This window comes from Bacillota bacterium, assembly GCA_023511455.1.
Lineage (GTDB): Bacteria > Armatimonadota > HRBIN16 > HRBIN16 > HRBIN16 > HRBIN16.
Window position 1 is genome coordinate 1 of the sequence record JAIMBJ010000031.1, and the last position, 18,704, is coordinate 18,704.

Sequence of the window (18,704 nt, forward strand, 5' to 3'; positions counted from 1 at the left end):
GGCTGGTAGCCCTTGACAAACAACATAGACTTCAGCATGACAGTAAATCGGGTCCGCAGTCGTTGAAAAATGCATGGGCCGTCAGGTGCCCATCGCAACTGCGTAAGTCCTAACCTCCTTATCCGCCTGGGTTGAGTGGACGACTCACCTGAGGTTCGCCCTCGAACCCGCCTTGGGCACCGCCACCCGGAGCGAAGTGAAGGTTCTCCTTCTGGACGCCCTGTTCGTTCCCCTGCAGGAACCCCGTTTATCGGAAGAGAAACCTACAGTCGTCATCACCAGTTTGTTCAGGAGGTGAGGAGAAGGCATCCATGCTGAAACATCCCGAACTGACCCTGGCGCGTGTGGAGCGTTTTATTCGAAATGAGCTCCAGCCTCGAATCTGGGCTTCGCAGGTAGCAATGCAGGCGGGAGTGTACCGCCCGAGCGGCAATATCTCGCCAGGCGATGCTCCCAGACAGGTATATACTCCCGTGCAGCCGGGCTACACGTGGGGACCGATATGGAGCGATGCGTGGTTCCGGTTTACCGCGGTGGTTCCCCCGGAATGGCGCGGGCAAACGGTATGCGCCCTGATCGACTGCGGTGCGGAGGCGGTGGTGTGGGTAGGCGATGACCCGAAACAGGGCATCGACGAAAACCACCGCGAGTATTTGCTGACCGATTCGGCGATTGGCGGCGAGGAGATAACCCTTTATGTACAGGCGACGGGCATGAACCCTTACGTCAGCGTGGATGCCAGACCTGTCGAGCCTCCTCCCAACCCCTTCACCTTCCGCTACGCCAATCTCGCGGTGTGGGATCGGGAGATAACCGCGCTCTTTTTCGACATGCAGGTTGCTCTGGAGGTGTTGAAGGAACTGCCTGCAAACGAGCCACGCCGGGCGCAGCTGCTTTACGCGCTGAACGAGGCGGTGAACGCTTTTGACCCCAGCGACCGCGGTAGCATCGCCCGTTGCCGACAGATTGTCGCGCAGACTTATAACAAACCCGCCTGCCCGTCAGCCCACCAGATTAGCGCCATCGGACACGCCCACATCGATACCGCCTGGCTGTGGCCCCTCGAGCGCACCCAGCAAAAGTGCATCCACACCTTCGCTACGGCAGTGCGCCTGATGGAGATGTATCCCGAGTACAAGTTCATCTGCTCGCAGGCACAGCAATACGCATGGGTCAAGGAGCTGGCGCCACGGCTGTACGAGCGCATCAAGCAGAAAGTGCGCGAGGGGCAGTGGGAGGTCGCCGGCTCGATGTGGGTGGAAGCGGACTGTAACATCACCGGCGGCGAGTCGCTGGTGCGACAGATACTGTATGGCAAGCGGTTCTGGATGCAGGAGTTCGGCATCGAGACCATAGACCTTTGGCTGCCCGATGTGTTCGGCTACGCGGCTTGTCTGCCGCAAATCCTGAAGAAAGCGGGCATCCGCTACTTTATGACGCAAAAGATTAGCTGGAATCAGGTGAACAGGTTCCCGCATCACACGTTCCTGTGGCAGGGCATTGACGGCACGCGCATCTTCACCCACTTCCCGCCCGCAGACACCTACAACGGCAACATGACACCGCGCGAGCTGATGTATCACGTGCGTAACTTCAAAGAGCACGACCGCGCCACGCGCGCGCTTTACATCTACGGTTATGGCGACGGCGGCGGCGGTCCCACTGCGCAGATGCTGGAATATGCTCGTCGCCTGCGCGACGTGGAAGGGATGCCGCGCGTGACCCTGGAGTTCGCCCGCGAGTTCTTTGCCAAAGCGGAAGCGGAGGCAAAAGACCTGCCCGTCTGGGTGGGGGAGCTGTATCTGGAGCTGCATCGCGGTACCTACACCACGCAGGCACGCAACAAGCGCCACAACCGCAAAAGCGAGTTCCTGCTGCGCGAGGCGGAGTTCCTTGCCTGCGTGCGTCCCGATGGATTGCGAAACTACCCCGCTCCGCAGCTGGAGCGCGCCTGGAAACTGGTGCTGACGAACCAGTTCCACGACATCATCCCGGGCTCGTCGGTGAACGAGGTGTATCGCGACTCCGAGCGCGACTACGCAGAAGTCAGAGCAATCGGCGAACGCATCGTGGAAGAGTCACTGCGGGCTATCGGCGAAACGGTGAACACCCAGGGGATGCACACTCCGCTTCTGGTGGTGCGCACTCTTCCGCCTCCCTCTTCTGCCCAGCTGCTGGAGGTGCGCATTCCCGATGGGTTCACGCCGCGCTCCGCTCGCTGCGGCGAGGACGTGATGCCCGTGCAGATTGTGGAGCGAGAAGGACAGCGTTACGCCCTTCTGGAGGACGTCGGGAGCTCGGAGGAGTACTCCTTCTCCGTGTACGACCTGCGCGAAGAGGGTTGCCCCGAAGAGCCGGAAATAACTGTCTCGCCTCGTGTACTGGACAACGGCATCCTGCGGGTAGAGTTCGACGAGCATGGGCTGATGACCCGCATCTTCGACTATGAACACCGGCGCGAGGTGCTGGCTGCCGGCGAAAAGGGCAATCAGCTGCAGCTATACGAAGACAAACCGCTCTTCTGGGATGCGTGGGACATCGACATCTTCTATCAGGAGAAAGGGCGCGTGTTGACCGAACTGGAATCGAAGGAAGTGGTGGAGGCAGGCCCCCTGCGCGGGGCGGTGCGCTTCACCCGACGGTTCGGTAACTCCTGTGTGGTGCAGACGGTGCGCCTCGCAGCGGGGAGCCGCCGCATCGATTTCGTCACCGAAGTGGACTGGCACGAGGAGTACAAACTGCTGAAGGTGGCTTTCCCCGTCGCGGTCAACAGCCAGAGGGCTACCTATGAGATACAGTACGGTCACGTGGAGCGACCCACCCACTATAACACCAGCTGGGACATGGCGCGCTTCGAGGTCGCCGCGCAGAAGTGGGTGGACCTCAGCGAGCATGGCTACGGCGTCGCACTTTTGAACGACTGCAAGTACGGGCACGACGTGTTCGGCAACACGTTGCGCCTCACGTTACTGCGCGCCCCCAAAGCGCCCGACCCCGAAGCGGACATGGGGCATCACCAGTTCACCTACTCCCTGTTCCCGCACGCGGGTAGCCCGCAGGAAGGCGGCGTCATCGAGGAGGCGTACTGGCTGAATAACCCGCCGCGCACGCTGCTACTACCTGCAGGCAAATCGGCAGGGCAGGATACCGAAGGCAAGTTCTTCTGGGTGGACCGCGACGGGGTGATTATCGAGGCAGTCAAGAAGGCGGAGGACGAGGAGGCGATAGTGGTTCGGCTGTACGAGGCGTACCACTCGCGGGGCGAGGTGACCGTAACCACCAGCCTGCCCGTTCGAGAGGCGGTGCTATGCGACCTGCTGGAGCGCGACCTCCAGCCGCTGCCGCTGGAGAACGGCTCGTTCACCGTACAGATACGGCCCTTTGAGGTGGTGACCGTCAAGCTGCGGTAAAACAAGCCGCAAACATTCTGCGACGTGCGTCTTCAGGCGGACGTCGCCACATCACAATCAGGAGGAAAACACATGGCTAAGAGGTCGCAAGAGGCTCCGTTCGTGCGGTGGAGCCGACGAACGGGCGAGCTCATGCTGGGAAACGCGGCTCTGCAGCTGCATATTCGCACTCGCGATGGGTTGAACCCCTGCCGTCTGGTGCAGCGCCGAACTGGCCGCGTGTACGCCGACGGCGATTACTGCTACGTCAGTCCCGATACTCCGTTGCCCCCAATTCAAGAGCCTCCGCAGATAGGGCAGCTGGAGGACGGAACCTATCGCGTGACCCTTCGCGCCCGCATCGATACCTTGCTGGTGGAACACGCCTTTCGGGCGACAGCCTCGGCGCTGGAGGAGCAGTTGACGGTGACGAACGCAGGGGAGCAACCGCTCGACCTGCGTGATGCCGTTTTTGGCTTCACCAGAAACCTGCTGGAAGGTGAATCTCTGTGCGCGGACTTGCAGGGCAGTCGCTTTTACCCCATCCCATACCGCAGGGAGCCGTTCAACGGTCAATTTCTGGACATGACAGCGGACGATCTGCTGTCGCGACAGGGTGGCTTCTACTTCTGGTCGTTTGACATGGTGCCGCAGCTTATCCTCACCGTCGCCTTCGGGTCAGAGGCATGGGCATGGGTGGACGCGGACGCAGAACACGCCCTCCTCATCGCCAAGCACAACCCCGACGCGATGGAGTGGTCTCTGCTGCAGCCGTTCCAGCGCGAAGGCAAAACTTATCTGCGTTTCGGTGGGGCGGGGTTATGGAAACTGGGTGACCCCGAACCCGTTGCACAACTCGACCCATGGCAGAGCTTCCGCTTTGGGGTGACCCGCTTCGTCGCGTGCGAAGGCGGCTGGAAGGGCGCGTTCTACGTGTTTCGCGAGTGGACGGAAACGCTGGGGCATCGATTTCCCGCAAACTACGACCCGCCCGTGCACTGGAACGAACTCTACGACAACCCGCTGTGGTGGGGACCTGACACCCCCGAGCGACGGCAGGAGGTCTATCAGCTGTCCGATATGGAGGCGGAAGCGGAGAAAGCCGCCGAAATAGGCTGCGAGGCGCTGTATCTGGACCCGGGCTGGGATACTCTGTTTGCCTCCTCGGTATGGGCGGAAGACCGGCTGGGCACACAGCGGGATTTCGTCAGATGGCTGGAGGAGCGTTACGGTATGCGCCTGGCGTTGCACAATCCACTGGCAGCGTGGTGCGACATCAACGGCTACCCGATGGAGGCGCGTCGGAAGGACAAGGATGGTCAGGTTCTACCTGCCCTGTGTAGTGCATCGCCCGCCTATCTTCAGACAAAAGCAGAACGCCTGGTGCAGCTGTGCCGGGACGGGGCTTCGTTCCTGATGTACGACGGAGCGATGTTCACGGGCGAGTGCTACGACGAGTCGCACGGGCATTCCCTGCCCCTCACTCGTCATGAGCACTGTATGGCGATATTGCAACTCTTGCAGGCAGTCAAGCGTGAGTTTCCGCAGGTACTGATTGAATTACACGACCCAGTAGTCGGCGGTTCGATGATACGGTATGCACCCACCTACTTCTTACATGCCCTGCCCGGTTCGTCCGACGAACTCTGGGGCTACGAGTACATGTGGGAAACGATGGATGACCTGCGCAGCGGGCGGTCGTTGAGCCTGTATTACGTCAATCTCGCCTATTCCATCCCGATTTACCTGCATATCGACCTGCGTAAGGATAACGAACACGCGCTGGTGTTCTGGTGGTATGCCAGCACCTGCAGGCACCTGGGCGTGGGGGGCAAACACCCGGACCCGAAGGTTTGGGAAGCGCACAAGCGAGCCATGCAGACATACCGTTCGCTGAAGCCGTTCTACACGCGGGGCACCTTTTATGGTATCGACGAAACCGTTCACGCGCATACCCTGTGGAGTAAAAACCTCCCTGCACAGGGCACGGTTGCCGTGTTGAACGTCTTCAACCTCGCCGAGACCGAGGTGGAGCGAGAGATTCGGTTTCACCTGAGCGATATCGGCTTGCCGGAAGGGCTTTCTGTGCGTGCGACGGACGCGCCGTGTCATCAGCGGGACGCACAGATTACCCTGTGGGCGCGCCTGCCAGCGTTGGGGCACCAGTTGATAAGCCTGGAGGTCAGCGAGTAGTCACGGGGCATTTGTTTGCAGTATGGGCAGGTACTTGCAACCAATGCGCTGTTGCTGTTATAATGCGCTCGAAAAAAAAAGTGCGAAAATTTTCGGCGGCAACCCTAAAGTTTTCCTGAAGGTTTGCCGATAATCCGATTGACAGGCGGATCCGATAAAGGCAAACCCACAGAAATGTGGGGGCGCAAAGCTATGGGGTCTAAGTCCCGACGAGGGTCGGGATATGATCGCCCGGCTGCCGAAGTTCTGCCCAACGACACGGCGCATCTTCGCAGGGCGTCGTCGTAGGAGGCAGGATTGCTATGAAAATCTCGCTGGACGAGTACAGCCGGGTGTTGCAGTTAAGCCGCACGGGCAGGGTGGGGGAGGCAGTGGTGTCTGCCCCGCCATCGGTCGACGCTCAACGGGACGTACCTCCCGCCGCTGTGGTGGAGCTGTCTCCGCGCGCCCAGGAAATCCGGCAGATTAAGTTTCTTCTGGATGACATCCCGGACGTGCGCGAGGAGATGGTGCAGGAGCTTCGCCAGAAGATTGAAGCGGGAGAGTACCACGTCTCGGCTGCGGAGATTGCGGACCTTATCGTTCGTCGCACGGTCGCGGACAACGTGCGGTAGTCTGCACCCCGGACCACCCCGATATGGGTGAGCCGTTTTTTCGGATCAGGAGCCTGGTAAGCGGGGGCGTAGTGGTACGCCCCCGCTTATGCTTTTATATCATCCGCTTGTAGGAACCGAGTACCTTGACGTAGTTAGCGCGTTCGAACGCGGCGGGTTCGGCTACCTTCTGGTGGCTGACACTGCCAATCATCTGCTGGACGGAGGAATATTCGTGTTCCTCCATCCACATCTGCATCTCCTGCAGAATCTGCCCGACGCGCTCTACTCCGTTCTCTAACAGCTCGGAAGCCATCATCGTCACTTTCGCGCCCGCCATCAGTCCCTTCAACACATCCTCATAAGTGTGGACGCCGGTGGTAATCGCCAGATCGGCGGGCACTCGCCCGTAGAGGATAGCCACCCAGCGCAACGGCAGACGCAGCTCGTCCGAGTCGCTGAGCACCAGATGGGGCACAGCTTCCAGATTCTCGATATCGATATCCGGCTGGTAGAAGCGGTTGAACAGCACCAGCGCGTTGGCGCCCGCTTCCGCCAGCTGTTTTGCCATATTTGGGATGGAGCTGAAGAAGGGCCCTATCTTCACCGCCAGAGGGATTTTCACTTCCTGGCGTATCGCTTTGACCACGTCGGTGGTCAGCTGCTCGACAGCGGCACCGGTCATCTCCGGGTTTGTAGGCAGGTAGTACACGTTCAGTTCCAGCGCATCTGCTCCCGCCTCCTCAATCATCCTGGCGTATTTCACCCATCCACCTGAAGAGACACCATTCAGACTGCCGATGACGGGAATGTCCACCGATTCCTTCGCTTTGCGGATGAGATTGAGGTACTCGTCGGGTCCCACGTTGTAATCGCCCAGGTCGGGGAAGTAGCTAAGCGCTTCGGCGTAGCTGTCGGTGCCGTGTGTCAGGAAGTAATCGAGCGCGAGGCTCTCGGTGGTGATTTGCTCTTCAAATAGCGAGTGCATCACTACTGCGCCGATGCCCGCCTCCGCCATCCTGCAAACGCCTTCCACTTTGTACGACAGCGGCGACGAAGAGGCAACCAGCGGGTTTCGCAGATTCAAACCCATGTACGTTGTGCTCAAATCCATGGCTATAGTCCTCCTGAAATCTCTATTCCGTCACAGATGGGGAAGGGGGTTGGCAAGTGCCAACCCCGGCATTTTCTACTTTGTGCCTTCGGCGTTTTTGCCTGCCAGCATGCGGTAGAAGCGCCACCGCTCCTCGATCACCTGCTGCGCCTGCTGCAGCAACCGCTCGGCAGCTTCGGGATTGGACTGCATCAGGATGCGGTAACGCCCTTCCTTGGAGGCGTACTCCTTGAACGGAATGGTCGGTCCGCTCGAGTCGAGCTGGAACGGGTTCTCGCCCTGTGCTGCCAGCAGCGGGTTGTAGCGATAGAGCGGCCAGTAGCCGGAATCTACCGCCAGCTTCTGCTGGACGTGTCCCTTGCTCATGTCGATGCCGTGTGCGATACAGTGGCTGTAGGCGATGATGATGGAGGGCCCAGGATATGCCTCCGCTTCCTGGAACGCCTTCAGCGTCTGCAGCTCGTTCGCGCCCATCGCCACCTGTGCGATGTAGATGTTCCTGTAGTGCGTCAGCATCATGCCCAGGTCTTTCTTGGCGGTGGGCTTGCCCCCCGCGGCGAAGCGGGCAACCGCTCCCATCGGCGTGGACTTGGACGCCTGTCCGCCCGTGTTCGAGTACACTTCGGTGTCCAGCACGAGCACGTTGAGGTCCTCCCCGCTGGCAAGGACATGCTCCAGTCCGCCATAGCCGATGTCGTACGCCCACCCATCGCCACCGATAATCCAGACGCTCTTGCGCACCAGCATATCGGCAACGGCGAGCAGGTCGCGCACTTTCGGCTCGCTTTTGCCTGCCAGCTTCTCCTTCAGCTTCGCCACACGTTCGCGTTGCGCGTAAATGCCCGCCTCATCCGACTGGTCGGCGTTGAGCAGAGCGTTGACCAGTTCGTCATCGGCAATCACGGGTCGCAGCTCCTCCAGCAGCTGGCGCGCGTAGGCGTTCTGGCGGTTGATCGCCAGCCTCATACCCAGCCCAAACTCGGCGGTGTCCTCAAACAGAGAGTTGTTCCAGGTGGGACCTCTGCCCTCGCTGTCGGTGGTGTACGGAGTCGTGGGCAGGTTACCGCCGTAGATGCTGGAGCAACCCGTGGCGTTGGCAATGTAGAGCCGGTCGCCATACAACTGGGTGAGCAAGCGCACATACGGGGTTTCGCCACACCCTGTGCAACCGCCGTTGAACTCGAACAACGGGCGCAGCAGCTGCACGTTCTTGATGTTATTGAATCGCAGGCTGTCGTGCTTCGGCACATCGGGAAGGCTCAGGAAGAACTCCCAGTTCGCGCGCTCCTGTTCCCGCAGCGGGATTTGGGGACGCATGTTGAGCGCCTTGCGCGAACTGTCGCTCTTGTCCTTCGCCGGACAGACCTCCACGCACAGCTGGCATCCCGTACAGTCTTCCACAGCGACCTGAATGGTGAACATTTTATCGGGCAGCTCACGCCACTTGGCGGGGGCCGCCTTGAAGGTCGCCGGGGCGTTCGCCAGCAGTTCTTTATCGTATACCTTTGCGCGGATGGTGGCGTGCGGACAGAGGTATACGCACTTGCCGCACTGAATGCACAGGTCGGGTTCCCAGACGGGCACTTCCAGTGCGATGTTGCGCTTCTCCCACATCGCGGTGCCTGTGGGATACGTGCCATCCACCGGGAACGCGCTCACCCGCAACAGGTCGCCTCGCCCTGCCATCAGCTCTGCCGTCACGCGCTTGACAAAATCCGGCGCGTGGTCGGGAACCACTGGCGGGCGGTCAAAGGTGCTGGTGACCTGCCCGGGTACTTTCACTTCGAACAGGTTCTCGAGCGCGGCATCGACCGCGGCGAAGTTCTGCTGCACCACAGCCTCTCCACGTCGCCCGTAGGTCTTGCGGATGGCTTCCTTAATCTTGGCGATGGCTTCATCGCGCGGAAGCACACCGCTGATGGCGAAGAAGCAGGTCTGCATGATGGTGTTGATGCGCACACCCAGTCCCACCCGCTTCGCGACGTCGTATGCGTTGATGACGTAGAACTTCAGCTTCTTGTCGATAATCTGCTGTTGCACCGAACGCGGCAGATGGTCCCAGACCTCTTCGGGACCGTACGGGCTGTTGAGGAGGAACGTCGCACCTTCATCTGCCATCTCCAGCACGTTGTAGCGCTCGAGGAAGTGGAACTGGTGGCACGCCACGAAGTTCGCCCGCTGAATCAGGTAAGTGCCCAGAATGGGGCGCGGACCGAAACGCAGGTGCGATACCGTAACCGCTCCCGACTTCTTGGAGTCGTACACGAAGTAACCCTGCGCCCAGTTGGGTGTCTCCTCACCGATAATCTTGACAGAGTTCTTGTTTGCGCCGACGGTTCCGTCTGCACCCAGTCCCCAGAACACCGCACGCACCACATCGGGCGCCTCGGTGCTGAAGTTGGGGTCGACATCGAGGCTGGTGTGCGTGACGTCGTCGATAATGCCCACGGTGAAGTGGTTCTTGGGCGTTTCCTTCGCCAGTTCATCGTAGACGGCTTTGACCATCGCCGGCGTGAACTCTTTGGAGGACAGCCCATATCGCCCGCCGATGACGCGCGGCACGCGCTCGAAGGGCAAGGTTCCTTCCATCATTGCCTCGCCCAGCGCGGTGACCACGTCCTGATACAGCGGTTCGCCCAGCGCGCCCGGTTCCTTCGTGCGGTCCAGCGCGGCGATAGCCCGGACGGTGGGCGGCAGGGCTTTCATGAAGTGCTCGCGCGAGAACGGGCGATACAGGCGCACCTTGATCAAGCCTGCCTTCTCGCCTTTCTCCACCAGCACGCGCACCGTTTCTTCAGCGGTGCCGCAGCCCGATCCCATCATGACGATGACGTACTCGGCGTCGGGCGCACCCACGTAATCGAAGAGGTGATACTCCCTGCCCACAATGCTGGCGAACTTGTTCATTGCCTTCTCCACGATGCCCGGCGTCGCGGCGTAGAAGGGGTTGATGCGCTCGCGCGACTGGAAGAAGGCATCGGGGTTCTGGGCGGTGCCGCGGATGATAGGACGGTCGGGGCTCATTGCCCGCTCACGGTGGGCGCGCACCAGGTCGTTGTCTATCATGGCGCGCATGTCGTCTTCCGTAATCTGCTCGATCTTGCGCACTTCGTGTGAGGTGCGGAAGCCGTCGAAGATGTGCAGGAAGGGCACGCGCGCCTCCAGAGTCGCCGCCTGGGCAATGAGCGCGAAGTCCATCACTTCCTGCGGGTCGTTGGAGAAGAGCATCGCCCAGCCGGTGGAACGGCACGCCATCACGTCGCTGTGGTCACCGAAGATGGAGAGCGCATGTGTGGCGACCGTTCGCGCGGCGATGTGGAACACCGTGCTGGTGAGCTCGCCCGCGATTTTGAACATGTTGGGAATCATCAACAGCAGTCCCTGCGCGGAGGTGAAGGTGGTCGTCAATGCGCCCGCCTGCAACGCTCCGTGCACGGCACCTGCTGCCCCCGCTTCCGATTGCATCTCGACGACCTGCGGTACAGTGCCCCACACGTTGGGGATGCCTTTCGCTGCCCACTCGTCGCTCAGTTCGCCCATGGGGGAAGAGGGGGTGATGGGGTAAATCGCAATCACTTCGTTGGTGCGGTAAGCGGTATATGCCGCTGCTTCGTTACCGTCTAGCGTAATATACGAACGTGCCATCGTCGTATCCCTTTCTGTGTAGCGTTGTCCGTTGCACACCAGGACAGGTGCGTGTTTCAGGGGGGTGACACGTAACCTGCCTGATTCCGTGCGTCGCTGTGATTCAGTTGCTTCAACCAATATAGTACACCAACTTCTCCCATTTGAAAAGGGTACAAGGTGATTTTTGCAATCATCATAGCCTAAGCAACCACTCTGTCTGGAAAAAAGCAGGCTGTCAGGCGGATGTGGGCGATAACCAGACGTCCAACAGGAGTATTTCCAACACTCCAAGAACTTGTAACTTCGGGAAGGGGAGTTCAGATGCCTGTGCAGGCAGCCACCATATTTCTTGCCACCGTCAGCGGCAACTATCGCGAGGGCTTTCACCGCCTCGCACGGGAATATGAACGCGCCCACCCCGGCGTGCGGGTGAAGGTGCAGGTGATGCCCGTGAACGGCTACGAGACCTGGCTGCGCACGCAAATCCCCGGCGCGGGCGACAAAGCCCCCGACCTCTTCAACGCCAACTTTGCCTGGGGAATGTACGAGAAGGGATTGCTGGTGAACCTGGCGCCCTACCTGCAACGGCGCAATCCCTACACGGGCAAGGCGTGGATAGAAACTCTGAACCCGCAGTTTATCGAGAAGTTTAAAACCGCAGGCGGCGTCTCGTTCGTCACCGTCGACTTCGTGGAGATCGGTTTCTACTACAACGCAACCCTCTTCCACAAGCTGGGGTTACAGCCTCCCCGCACATGGGAGGAGATGCTGACTCTGGCGGAGCGCATCCGTGCGGCGGGCTACCTGCCGTTTGCCGTGCCGGGCAACGCCGATTCCTACTGGTCGGGCACGGTGGGCTGGATTGTGCGCTTTTTCACCGATGCCTACACGCGCCACTGGGTGCCTCTGGTGATGTCGCGCCCGGGCGACTGGGACTATGACCCCACGCGCAACGCCAGCTTCCGCCTGAACCTGAGCGACCCGTATAACGACTCGCTGGTCATTGTCAACGGCGAGCGGTTGCTGGACGCGGTGCGCAGGCGCATCATCCGTTTTGATAGCGAGCGTTTCGCCGAGCTGTACGCGCACATCAAGACGTTCTCGCGCTACTGGCAGAGGGGTTTTCACGGTGCGAACTCGGTGACCGCGTACAATCTGTTCCTGACGGGGCGCGCCGCCATCCTGCTGGAAGGCTCGTGGCTCATCGGCGATTTGATGCAGGACATGGCAGACCTGCCGCCTCGGGCGCGTTTTGACTGGGGCATCTTCGCGGTGCCTCCGCTCACCGCCTCGCGCTTCCGGGTGCCTCCGTTCCGCGGCGTGGGCGGACCGGGGCTGGTGCTGGGCGTGGTGAAAAAGAACCCACAACAGACGCAGCGCGTGATAGACTTCCTGATGTTCCTGACCAGTCCACAGGGCGCACAGATACTGGTGGATGAAGCGGTACGAAACCGCCGCCCTCTCAGCGGCCCGATGCTCATCCCCGGCGTCAAAATGCCGCCTGAACTGCAACGATACTATCGCCCCTTCGAGGGTAGAGGTTTCGAGAAGCTCTCTTTCCGCGGGCTGATGGACGAGCAGGAGTCCGTGTGGCAGTGGACGGTGTGGGCGCAGCGATACATGGAAGGGCGCATCTCCCTGCGGGAGTTTCTGAACCGCTATCAGCGACTGATGGAAGAGGCGGTGCCGCGCGTGATTGCCATGCAGAAACTGGACATGAATCCCCGTACGAAGGACACACCCTCATGAGCCGACGACGCACTTCTATCGTGGTCATTGCGCTGATGCTCGCGCCGACGCTGGTGTTGCTCGCGCTGTTTAACTACTATCCGGCGGTGCTGGGTTTGTCGCGTGCCTTCACGCGGTGGGAGACTGGTGAGGAACCGCAGTGGATTGGTCTGGGTAACTTCGTGGCGATGTGGCATGACGAGTTCCTGCGCCTCAGCCTGCGCAACCTGCTTATCCTGCTGGTGGCGAACGTGTTGAAAACGCTCACCATGCCCCTGCTGGTGGCGGAACTGCTGATGAGCCTGCGCTCGCCGCGCTGGCAGTATATCTTGCGCACCGCCTTCATCCTGCCGATGGTGGTGCCCGGCATGGTCACGATGTTGCTGTGGAGCTTCATTTATGATGGCAGTGTCGGCCTGCTGAATCAGATACTGGAGACGTTGGGCATGGGCGGGCTGACCCGTTCGTGGCTGGGCGATTCGGGCACCGCGCTGTGGGCGATTATCGGCATTGGCTTTCCTTGGGCGGGCGGGCTGGCGCTGCTCATCTATCTCGCTGGTCTGAACGCCATCTCGGGCGACGTATGGGATTCCTGCCAGGTGGATGGGGTGATGGGCTTGCGACGGGTCTGGTATGTGGACCTGCCGCTGCTGTTGCCGCAGGTGCGTCTGCTGGTGATTCTGACCCTCATCGGCACGTTGCAGGACTTCGGCAGCATCCTGATTCTCACTGGCGGCGGTCCTGGACTGGCAACGCACGTACCCGCACTCCATATGTACTTTCAGGCTTTTCGCTTCGGGCACATGGGCTATGCCGCCGCCATCGGACTGACGCTGTTCGTGGCGATTTTCACACTGTCCCTGCTGAATCTGCTCTGGGGCAGGAGGCTGGAGAAACAGATATGACGAAGAGACGACGAAAGGTGCGTTTGGCGGAGGTGCTGGCGGCGGTGGTGCTGATGGTGCTGCTGGCGCTATCGCTGCTGCCGTTTGTGATGATGCTGTTGCTCTCGCTGAAGACCAACGCCGACATCTTCACGCGCTTCTGGGGGCTGCCGCAGCCTGCCCGCTGGGATTTCTACCGCGAGGCGGCGGTTGCGCTGAAAGGCTACCTGCTCAACACGCTCATCATCGTTGTGGTAGTGGTTCCAGGTGTCCTGCTGCTGAGTTCGCTATCGGGCTACGCGCTGGCACGGCTCCATTTTCGTGGACGCGATGCGGTCTTCGCGCTGATCCTTGCGCTGCTGGTGGTGCCGGGTATCCTGACCCTAATACCCACCTACGCCCTGGTGCAGGGTATGGGACTGCTCAACACGCGCTGGGCGTTAATCCTGCCCTATCTGGCGGGCGGACAGGTGCTGGGCGTGGTGCTGTGCCGAACCTTTTTCGCGAGCCTGCCCGACGAGCTGTTTGAAGCCATGCGGCTGGACGGCGCGGGCGATTTGCAGATTTACCGTTACCTTGTCCTGCCGCTCTCGCTGCCCACGCTGGCGACCATCGCCATCATGAGCACGCTGGGCATCTACAACGACTACATCTGGCCCCTCGTGACCATCAGCGATAGCAGCCTGCAGACCTTCACGGTGGGTGTCACGCGCTTCGCGGGCGAGTTCAATCTGGACTACGGACCCACACTGGCGGGCTACGTGATTGGTAGCCTGCCGCTCATCGTGCTGTTTGCGGTGGGGATGCGCGCCTTCGTGCAGGGGGTCACCAGCGGCGCCCTGAAGGCATGAGGGTTGCCAAGACAAGGACCTTTCCTTTATATGGTTAAAAGTTACGCAGTTGAAGGACTTTTCGGAATTGTGCGATGTAGAACGGCATCCGTTTATTTTATGCGCCTGATCGGCGTCTATGGAATGTATCACCCTCAAATCGTTTTAATCTCACTGAGACTGATGCATTTTCGGTTAACGATGAAGCATTTTTCTGCCGGGTACATAGCGCGCGCCGCGCCCTTTGCCTTCTTTTTCCAGGAATCCATACTCGGAGAGACTTTGTAGCAAGCGACAGGCTCGGATCCTCGACACGCCCAATACCCTTCGAACATCCTCATTTTTGACAAAGCCTTTTTCCTGCAAAATCGGCTCAATAGACACAAACTCAGGCGGCTTCTCAAGCGCGACCATTTGGGCTTTAGTAACGAGCTCGTAGACACGTCCTTGCGGCTTGGTGAGTCGAACGATACCCTTGCGGATGAGGTCTTTGATATCCTTGCTGGCAGTATAGACGTCCACGCCGACGAGCTTTTGATAGGCTCGGCTGGTGAACTGGTCTCCATGTTCGTGCGCATAAGCGAGCAATCGGGTTTGGTTGCGGCTCAGCCCTGCGCCCTCGAATTGCCGGAGCCAACGCATGGTTTCGGGGCGGTACACCGGCGTATTGCGCAAGGTGACCACGAACCGTCCACCCTCCAGCCGAAATTCGGGCGGGTGCAGCCCCTGTCCCTCCATCACTTCAAACATTCTCGGAATACCCTCGCCCAGCTCCCGCATGTAACCAAATGCGGTGAGGACCCGTACGATGCGGGGATTGCGAGAGGCGTGAACTCGTTCCCGATTCCTCAGCCGATCGATGGTGGCTGGCTCGACCAGTTCGCCTGGGCTCCAGACCTCCATGCGGTCATCAAAGAGGTGCACTTCGATGCCGAGGCCCTGAAGGCGGTAATCTCGGTGCGCTACCGCGTTGACAATTGCCTCCTGCCAGGCGAAGGAAGGATAAACGAGTCGTTCCTCGAAAAAGAGGTCTACGAGCTGTTGTCGCTCGGGGATATACGCCCGAATAGTGCGGTGCGCTTCCTCAACCAACCGAACCAGCGGGGCTTCCATCCGAATGCGCTTGGTAATGTTCAGGTCAGCACCCGTGCGGCGTTCCGTGCCATCCCAACGAATGAATTCGATTCCACAACGGGGATGTCAGTGGATGGGGTCTTTCGCGAACAGCAGCACCGCTGCGAGGGTAAGGCGCAGCTGAGCGGCTGTTTTTTCTGCCAATTTGAAATGAACAAGGGTGTCCTCCACAGACAGAGTCAGCCCACTCTTGTGCGCCAGTTCCAGCAGGAGGTCGGTTTCTAGGTCGGCAAGGGTGGCGTCAGAAAGAAACTGTACTTCCGTGGCGCGTTGCAGGCGCGATTGCTTCATCGCCTCGATATCCCCTGCTGGGAAAGGCAGGCTTTGCTCACCCACCCGTAGGAGATACCGCCCATCGGTGAGTTGGTGCACCTCCACGCTCCAATCGGTCTCGAAAACCCAAACGCGCTGTCCTTCCAGAGTAACTTGCTCGAAACGAAAGTTCAGTTGCGGGCGGACAAGGTGGTGGAGTTGCAAAAAGATGGCATCCCGATCATACCTATCCGGAACGCCAGAGACCGTTCCGTCATCCTCTATGCCGAGCGCGACGGTTCCGCCGTCAGCGTTGGCCATCGCCACCAGGGCTTCTGCAACAGCGCGCACCACCTCTTTGATGGGGCAGGGACGAGGGGGTATTCCGCTTCGCTCATAGAAGCTCTTGCGCTCCAGGAACTGCCCTTCGGATTGCGTCTTTAGCCAGGTCCAGTCCTTCGCCATCTCAGGTTTCCATTTGCGCCGTCTGACAATGCCTCTAACCACCGCGCCTGATCGGACAGCTCGCGCATGGGGTTTTTATGAGAAGACAGTGTTGCACTTGGTTCTCCCCATGTCAGCTTCTACAATGATAAGACAGAGATAGAAGCCAGTCAAGAGGAGCGGTGCAGCAAATGAACCCACCCAAATGCGATGATTGAGACGACATCCACTTCCTCATTGCCGCCCAGATGGATTGCACTGGTTTGCCGAATGCGGAGAAGGCTCCCGTATGTCCAGCCGCCCTATGCAACTACTGGCACTCGTTGCAGCATCGCCAAGGTCAAATGCGGCACGAAATCGCGATATAGCGCCCGCACATACCGCTGCACCGCTTCACCGTTCAGATACTCCGTGACGGCACGCAGGTCTATGCCATCGACCTTCGGTATCAGATGGAACTCTTCGCGCCAGGGGTAGCATCGCTCGTCCAGTGCAGCCACCACGCGCGTGCCTTTGGTATGCGCCACTACCAGATGAGGGAAGCCATAGAAGTCCCGCAAATCCATCGCGTGCTTGAGAGGCATCCAGTAACCCGAATAACAGGTGTTATAGTCGATCCAGCCTGCGTGCAGGTTCCTGCCTGTCAGGATGGGCACGTCTCCTGCAAGGGGCTGCTGACGCACCAGCGGGTGACGACGCACCTCGGGACTGCGAGCGGCAAAGCGGATGGTGAAAACTTCCCCGAGTGGTACGCCTTCCTGCTCCATCTCCAGCCATTCCGCGCTTTCAAAGCGGATGATTTCCCCCGAATAGAGGCTCTTGCGCAGGGCGAGGTGCGCCATACCATCATATAGTTCCAGACCCTGCGCCCCTTTTTGCAGCACCATCACCACCACGCTCACATTGCGTTTCGGAAACGCCTTGCCCAGATAGTAAACGCGCAGCCCGCCTTGTTCTGCAAGGAAGGCGCGAAGCCGCTTGAAATCATCCAGCACCAGCCAGCTGGCGGGAACCACGAACACCAGTCTGCCATCGGGGGCGAGCAGCCGAGTGGCATGCTCGATGAATGCGCCATAAATGTTGAACTTGCCACGCCAGGTGGTGCATCGTTGTCGGTAGGCGCCTTTGCGTTCGCGCAGCGGGTGGATGGGGTAATGGCTCTCGTCACCGATGATGCCGTAGGGCGGGTTGCCGATGATGATATCGAAGCAATCCGAAGGCTCCCACAACAGGAAATCCGCTTCCACAAAGGTGGCAGTGGGCAGGCGTTGCTTCGCCAGCGCGAGTCGTTCCGCGTTGATCTCCACGCCGACCAGTTCGTGGTGTGTTCCGTAGCGGTTGGCGAACTCGGTCAGGAAAGGGGCATCGGCACAGGCAGGCTCCAGCACTCGACATCGTTCGCGCGAAGGCTGTGCGAGGTGCACCATAAACTCCACCAGCTCGCGGGGCGTATACACCACGCCCAGTGCCCTGTCCGATACGTTGCGCACGTCTGTGGAGGACGTGCCTGGTGTCTGCAGATAGAGGTTTGGTTGCTGGGAACCCCATTTTAGCATAAGCGTTAACATACTTATTTTGCCGCATCCCACCGTTGTTCCTGCGAGCCAAGTATGCGTGATACAGGAGGATGTCGCCGTGATCGGAGCGAATTGATTAACCGAATAATCGCGAGGAGAATCTCTTCGAGGGTGGTAACCGTGCTTGAGGGGACAAACGACACGTCTTGCATCCGCCTGATTGTGCGTGGGGATGACATGGGCTCGTGTCATGCGGCAAACGAGGCGTGCATCCGCTGTTATCGCGACGGCATCCTGCGCAGTGTGGAGGTGATGGTTCCCGCCCCGTGGTACCCGGAGGCGGTGCAGATGCTGAGGGAACATCCAGAGCTGGACGTGGGCGTGCATCTGACGTTGACCAGCGAGTGGGAAGCCTGCAAGTGGGGACCGGTGACGCACGCTCCCAGCCTGTGTGACCGGCGCGGGCGCTTCCTGCCAATGACCAGCCAGCGTCCCGATTTCCCGCCGGGCACGGGCTTTCTGGAGAGTGGTTATCGTCTGGACGAGGTAGAAGCCGAGCTGCGGGCGCAAATCGAAATCGCGCTGGACGACATTCCGCAGGTTTCCCATCTTTCCAGCCACATGGGCACGCCAGTGGCAGCTCCAGATCTCCGGGCGTTGACCGAGAGGCTGTCGCGAGAGTACGGGCTACCACTGGAGCACGAAGGGGTACAATTCACCGCGGGTCTCGGCGGGCAGGAAGCCAGTGCAGAACGAAAGGAAGCCATCCTGCTGGAGATTCTGGACCGTCTGACGCCGGGCACGTGGCTGCTGGTAGACCATCCGGGGCTGGATACACCGGAGATGTGTGCGCTGGGACATATCGGTTACGAGCACGTGGCGGAAGAGCGGGCGGCGGTTACAGCCGCCTTTACCAGCCCGCGAGTGGTTCAGCGCATCCGCGAACGCGGTATTCAGTTAATCAGTTATCGGCACCTTTATCGCTGAGGTGGTGTTGGG

12 protein-coding genes and 1 riboswitch are annotated in these 18,704 nt (G+C 60.0%); of the genes, 7 read left to right on the forward strand and 5 right to left on the reverse strand.

What is annotated here, in order from left to right:
• Positions 1 to 311: 311 nt before the first annotated feature.
• From K6U75_13835 to flgM, 3 genes are all read left to right on the forward strand, one after another.
• On the forward strand, positions 312 to 3,410 hold the full coding sequence (locus tag K6U75_13835; protein ID MCL6476118.1) for an alpha-mannosidase: 3,099 nt from the start codon (positions 312 to 314) through the stop codon (positions 3,408 to 3,410).
• Between the two features lie 72 nt (positions 3,411 to 3,482).
• Complete coding sequence (locus K6U75_13840; GenBank protein MCL6476119.1) at positions 3,483 to 5,582, forward strand: hypothetical protein; 2,100 nt, start codon at positions 3,483 to 3,485, stop codon at positions 5,580 to 5,582.
• Positions 5,583 to 5,731: 149 nt separating this feature from the next.
• Positions 5,732 to 5,825: riboswitch (cyclic di-GMP riboswitch) on the forward strand.
• 59 nt (positions 5,826 to 5,884) lie between these two features.
• The gene (gene flgM / locus K6U75_13845) at positions 5,885 to 6,196 is read left to right on the forward strand and encodes a flagellar biosynthesis anti-sigma factor FlgM (protein MCL6476120.1); all 312 of its coding nucleotides are present in this window, start codon (positions 5,885 to 5,887) and stop codon (positions 6,194 to 6,196) included.
• 94 nt (positions 6,197 to 6,290) lie between these two features.
• Here the strand turns inward: flgM and K6U75_13850 are convergent, their stop codons facing one another.
• Together K6U75_13850 and nifJ are read right to left on the reverse strand one after the other, a co-directional pair.
• Positions 6,291 to 7,289, reverse strand: a complete 999-nt coding sequence (locus K6U75_13850) for a dihydroorotate dehydrogenase-like protein (GenBank protein MCL6476121.1) — start codon at positions 7,287 to 7,289, stop codon at positions 6,291 to 6,293.
• A gap of 75 nt (positions 7,290 to 7,364) precedes the next feature.
• Entirely contained in the window at positions 7,365 to 10,934 is a 3,570-nt protein-coding gene (nifJ, locus tag K6U75_13855; GenBank protein ID MCL6476122.1) for a pyruvate:ferredoxin (flavodoxin) oxidoreductase, read from the reverse strand.
• A 303-nt stretch (positions 10,935 to 11,237) separates the two neighbouring features.
• Here nifJ and K6U75_13860 point away from each other — a divergent pair, with 303 nt between their 5' ends.
• Genes K6U75_13860 through K6U75_13870 form a run of 3 tightly spaced genes read left to right on the forward strand, consistent with a single transcriptional unit; the run spans position 11,238 to position 14,379 of the window.
• The gene (locus tag K6U75_13860; GenBank protein MCL6476123.1) at positions 11,238 to 12,665 is read left to right on the forward strand and encodes an extracellular solute-binding protein; all 1,428 of its coding nucleotides are present in this window, start codon (positions 11,238 to 11,240) and stop codon (positions 12,663 to 12,665) included.
• Positions 12,662 to 13,549: a sugar ABC transporter permease gene (locus tag K6U75_13865; GenBank protein ID MCL6476124.1), complete on the forward strand. Its 888-nt coding sequence runs from the start codon at positions 12,662 to 12,664 to the stop codon at positions 13,547 to 13,549. Before K6U75_13860 ends, K6U75_13865 begins: the two co-directional genes overlap by 4 nt.
• The gene (locus tag K6U75_13870) at positions 13,546 to 14,379 is read left to right on the forward strand and encodes a carbohydrate ABC transporter permease (GenBank protein ID MCL6476125.1); all 834 of its coding nucleotides are present in this window, start codon (positions 13,546 to 13,548) and stop codon (positions 14,377 to 14,379) included. Before K6U75_13865 ends, K6U75_13870 begins: the two co-directional genes overlap by 4 nt.
• Before the next feature lie 174 nt (positions 14,380 to 14,553).
• Here K6U75_13870 and K6U75_13875 read toward each other — a convergent pair whose 3' ends face one another.
• The 3 genes from K6U75_13875 to K6U75_13885 form a co-directional block, all read right to left on the reverse strand.
• Positions 14,554 to 15,471, reverse strand: coding sequence for a hypothetical protein (locus K6U75_13875; GenBank protein MCL6476126.1), 918 nt, complete (start codon positions 15,469 to 15,471; stop codon positions 14,554 to 14,556).
• An 87-nt stretch (positions 15,472 to 15,558) separates the two neighbouring features.
• The gene (locus K6U75_13880; protein ID MCL6476127.1) at positions 15,559 to 16,209 is read right to left on the reverse strand and encodes an ATP-binding protein; all 651 of its coding nucleotides are present in this window, start codon (positions 16,207 to 16,209) and stop codon (positions 15,559 to 15,561) included.
• Positions 16,210 to 16,490: 281 nt separating this feature from the next.
• Positions 16,491 to 17,744, reverse strand: a complete 1,254-nt coding sequence (locus K6U75_13885; protein MCL6476128.1) for an N-6 DNA methylase — start codon at positions 17,742 to 17,744, stop codon at positions 16,491 to 16,493.
• Positions 17,745 to 17,876: 132 nt separating this feature from the next.
• Between K6U75_13885 and K6U75_13890 the strand changes: the two genes are divergently transcribed.
• Positions 17,877 to 18,692: a polysaccharide deacetylase family protein gene (locus tag K6U75_13890; protein ID MCL6476129.1), complete on the forward strand. Its 816-nt coding sequence runs from the start codon at positions 17,877 to 17,879 to the stop codon at positions 18,690 to 18,692.
• The last annotated feature ends 12 nt before the right edge of the window (positions 18,693 to 18,704 follow it).

Bases quoted from the DNA above. Each gene is read 5' to 3' on its own strand.
- K6U75_13875 (MCL6476126.1), bottom strand. From the start codon at position 15,471: ATGGAAGCCCCGCTGGTTCGGTTGGTTGAGGAAGCGCACCGCACTATT.
- K6U75_13850 (MCL6476121.1), bottom strand. From the start codon at position 7,289: ATGGATTTGAGCACAACGTACATGGGTTTGAATCTGCGAAACCCGCTG.
- K6U75_13885 (MCL6476128.1), bottom strand. From the start codon at position 17,744: ATGCTAAAATGGGGTTCCCAGCAACCAAACCTCTATCTGCAGACACCA.
- nifJ (MCL6476122.1), bottom strand. From the start codon at position 10,934: ATGGCACGTTCGTATATTACGCTAGACGGTAACGAAGCAGCGGCATAT.
- K6U75_13870 (MCL6476125.1), top strand. From the start codon at position 13,546: ATGACGAAGAGACGACGAAAGGTGCGTTTGGCGGAGGTGCTGGCGGCG.
- K6U75_13835 (MCL6476118.1), top strand. From the start codon at position 312: ATGCTGAAACATCCCGAACTGACCCTGGCGCGTGTGGAGCGTTTTATT.
- K6U75_13865 (MCL6476124.1), top strand. From the start codon at position 12,662: ATGAGCCGACGACGCACTTCTATCGTGGTCATTGCGCTGATGCTCGCG.
- flgM (MCL6476120.1), top strand. From the start codon at position 5,885: ATGAAAATCTCGCTGGACGAGTACAGCCGGGTGTTGCAGTTAAGCCGC.
- K6U75_13860 (MCL6476123.1), top strand. From the start codon at position 11,238: ATGCCTGTGCAGGCAGCCACCATATTTCTTGCCACCGTCAGCGGCAAC.
- K6U75_13880 (MCL6476127.1), bottom strand. From the start codon at position 16,209: ATGGCGAAGGACTGGACCTGGCTAAAGACGCAATCCGAAGGGCAGTTC.
- K6U75_13840 (MCL6476119.1), top strand. From the start codon at position 3,483: ATGGCTAAGAGGTCGCAAGAGGCTCCGTTCGTGCGGTGGAGCCGACGA.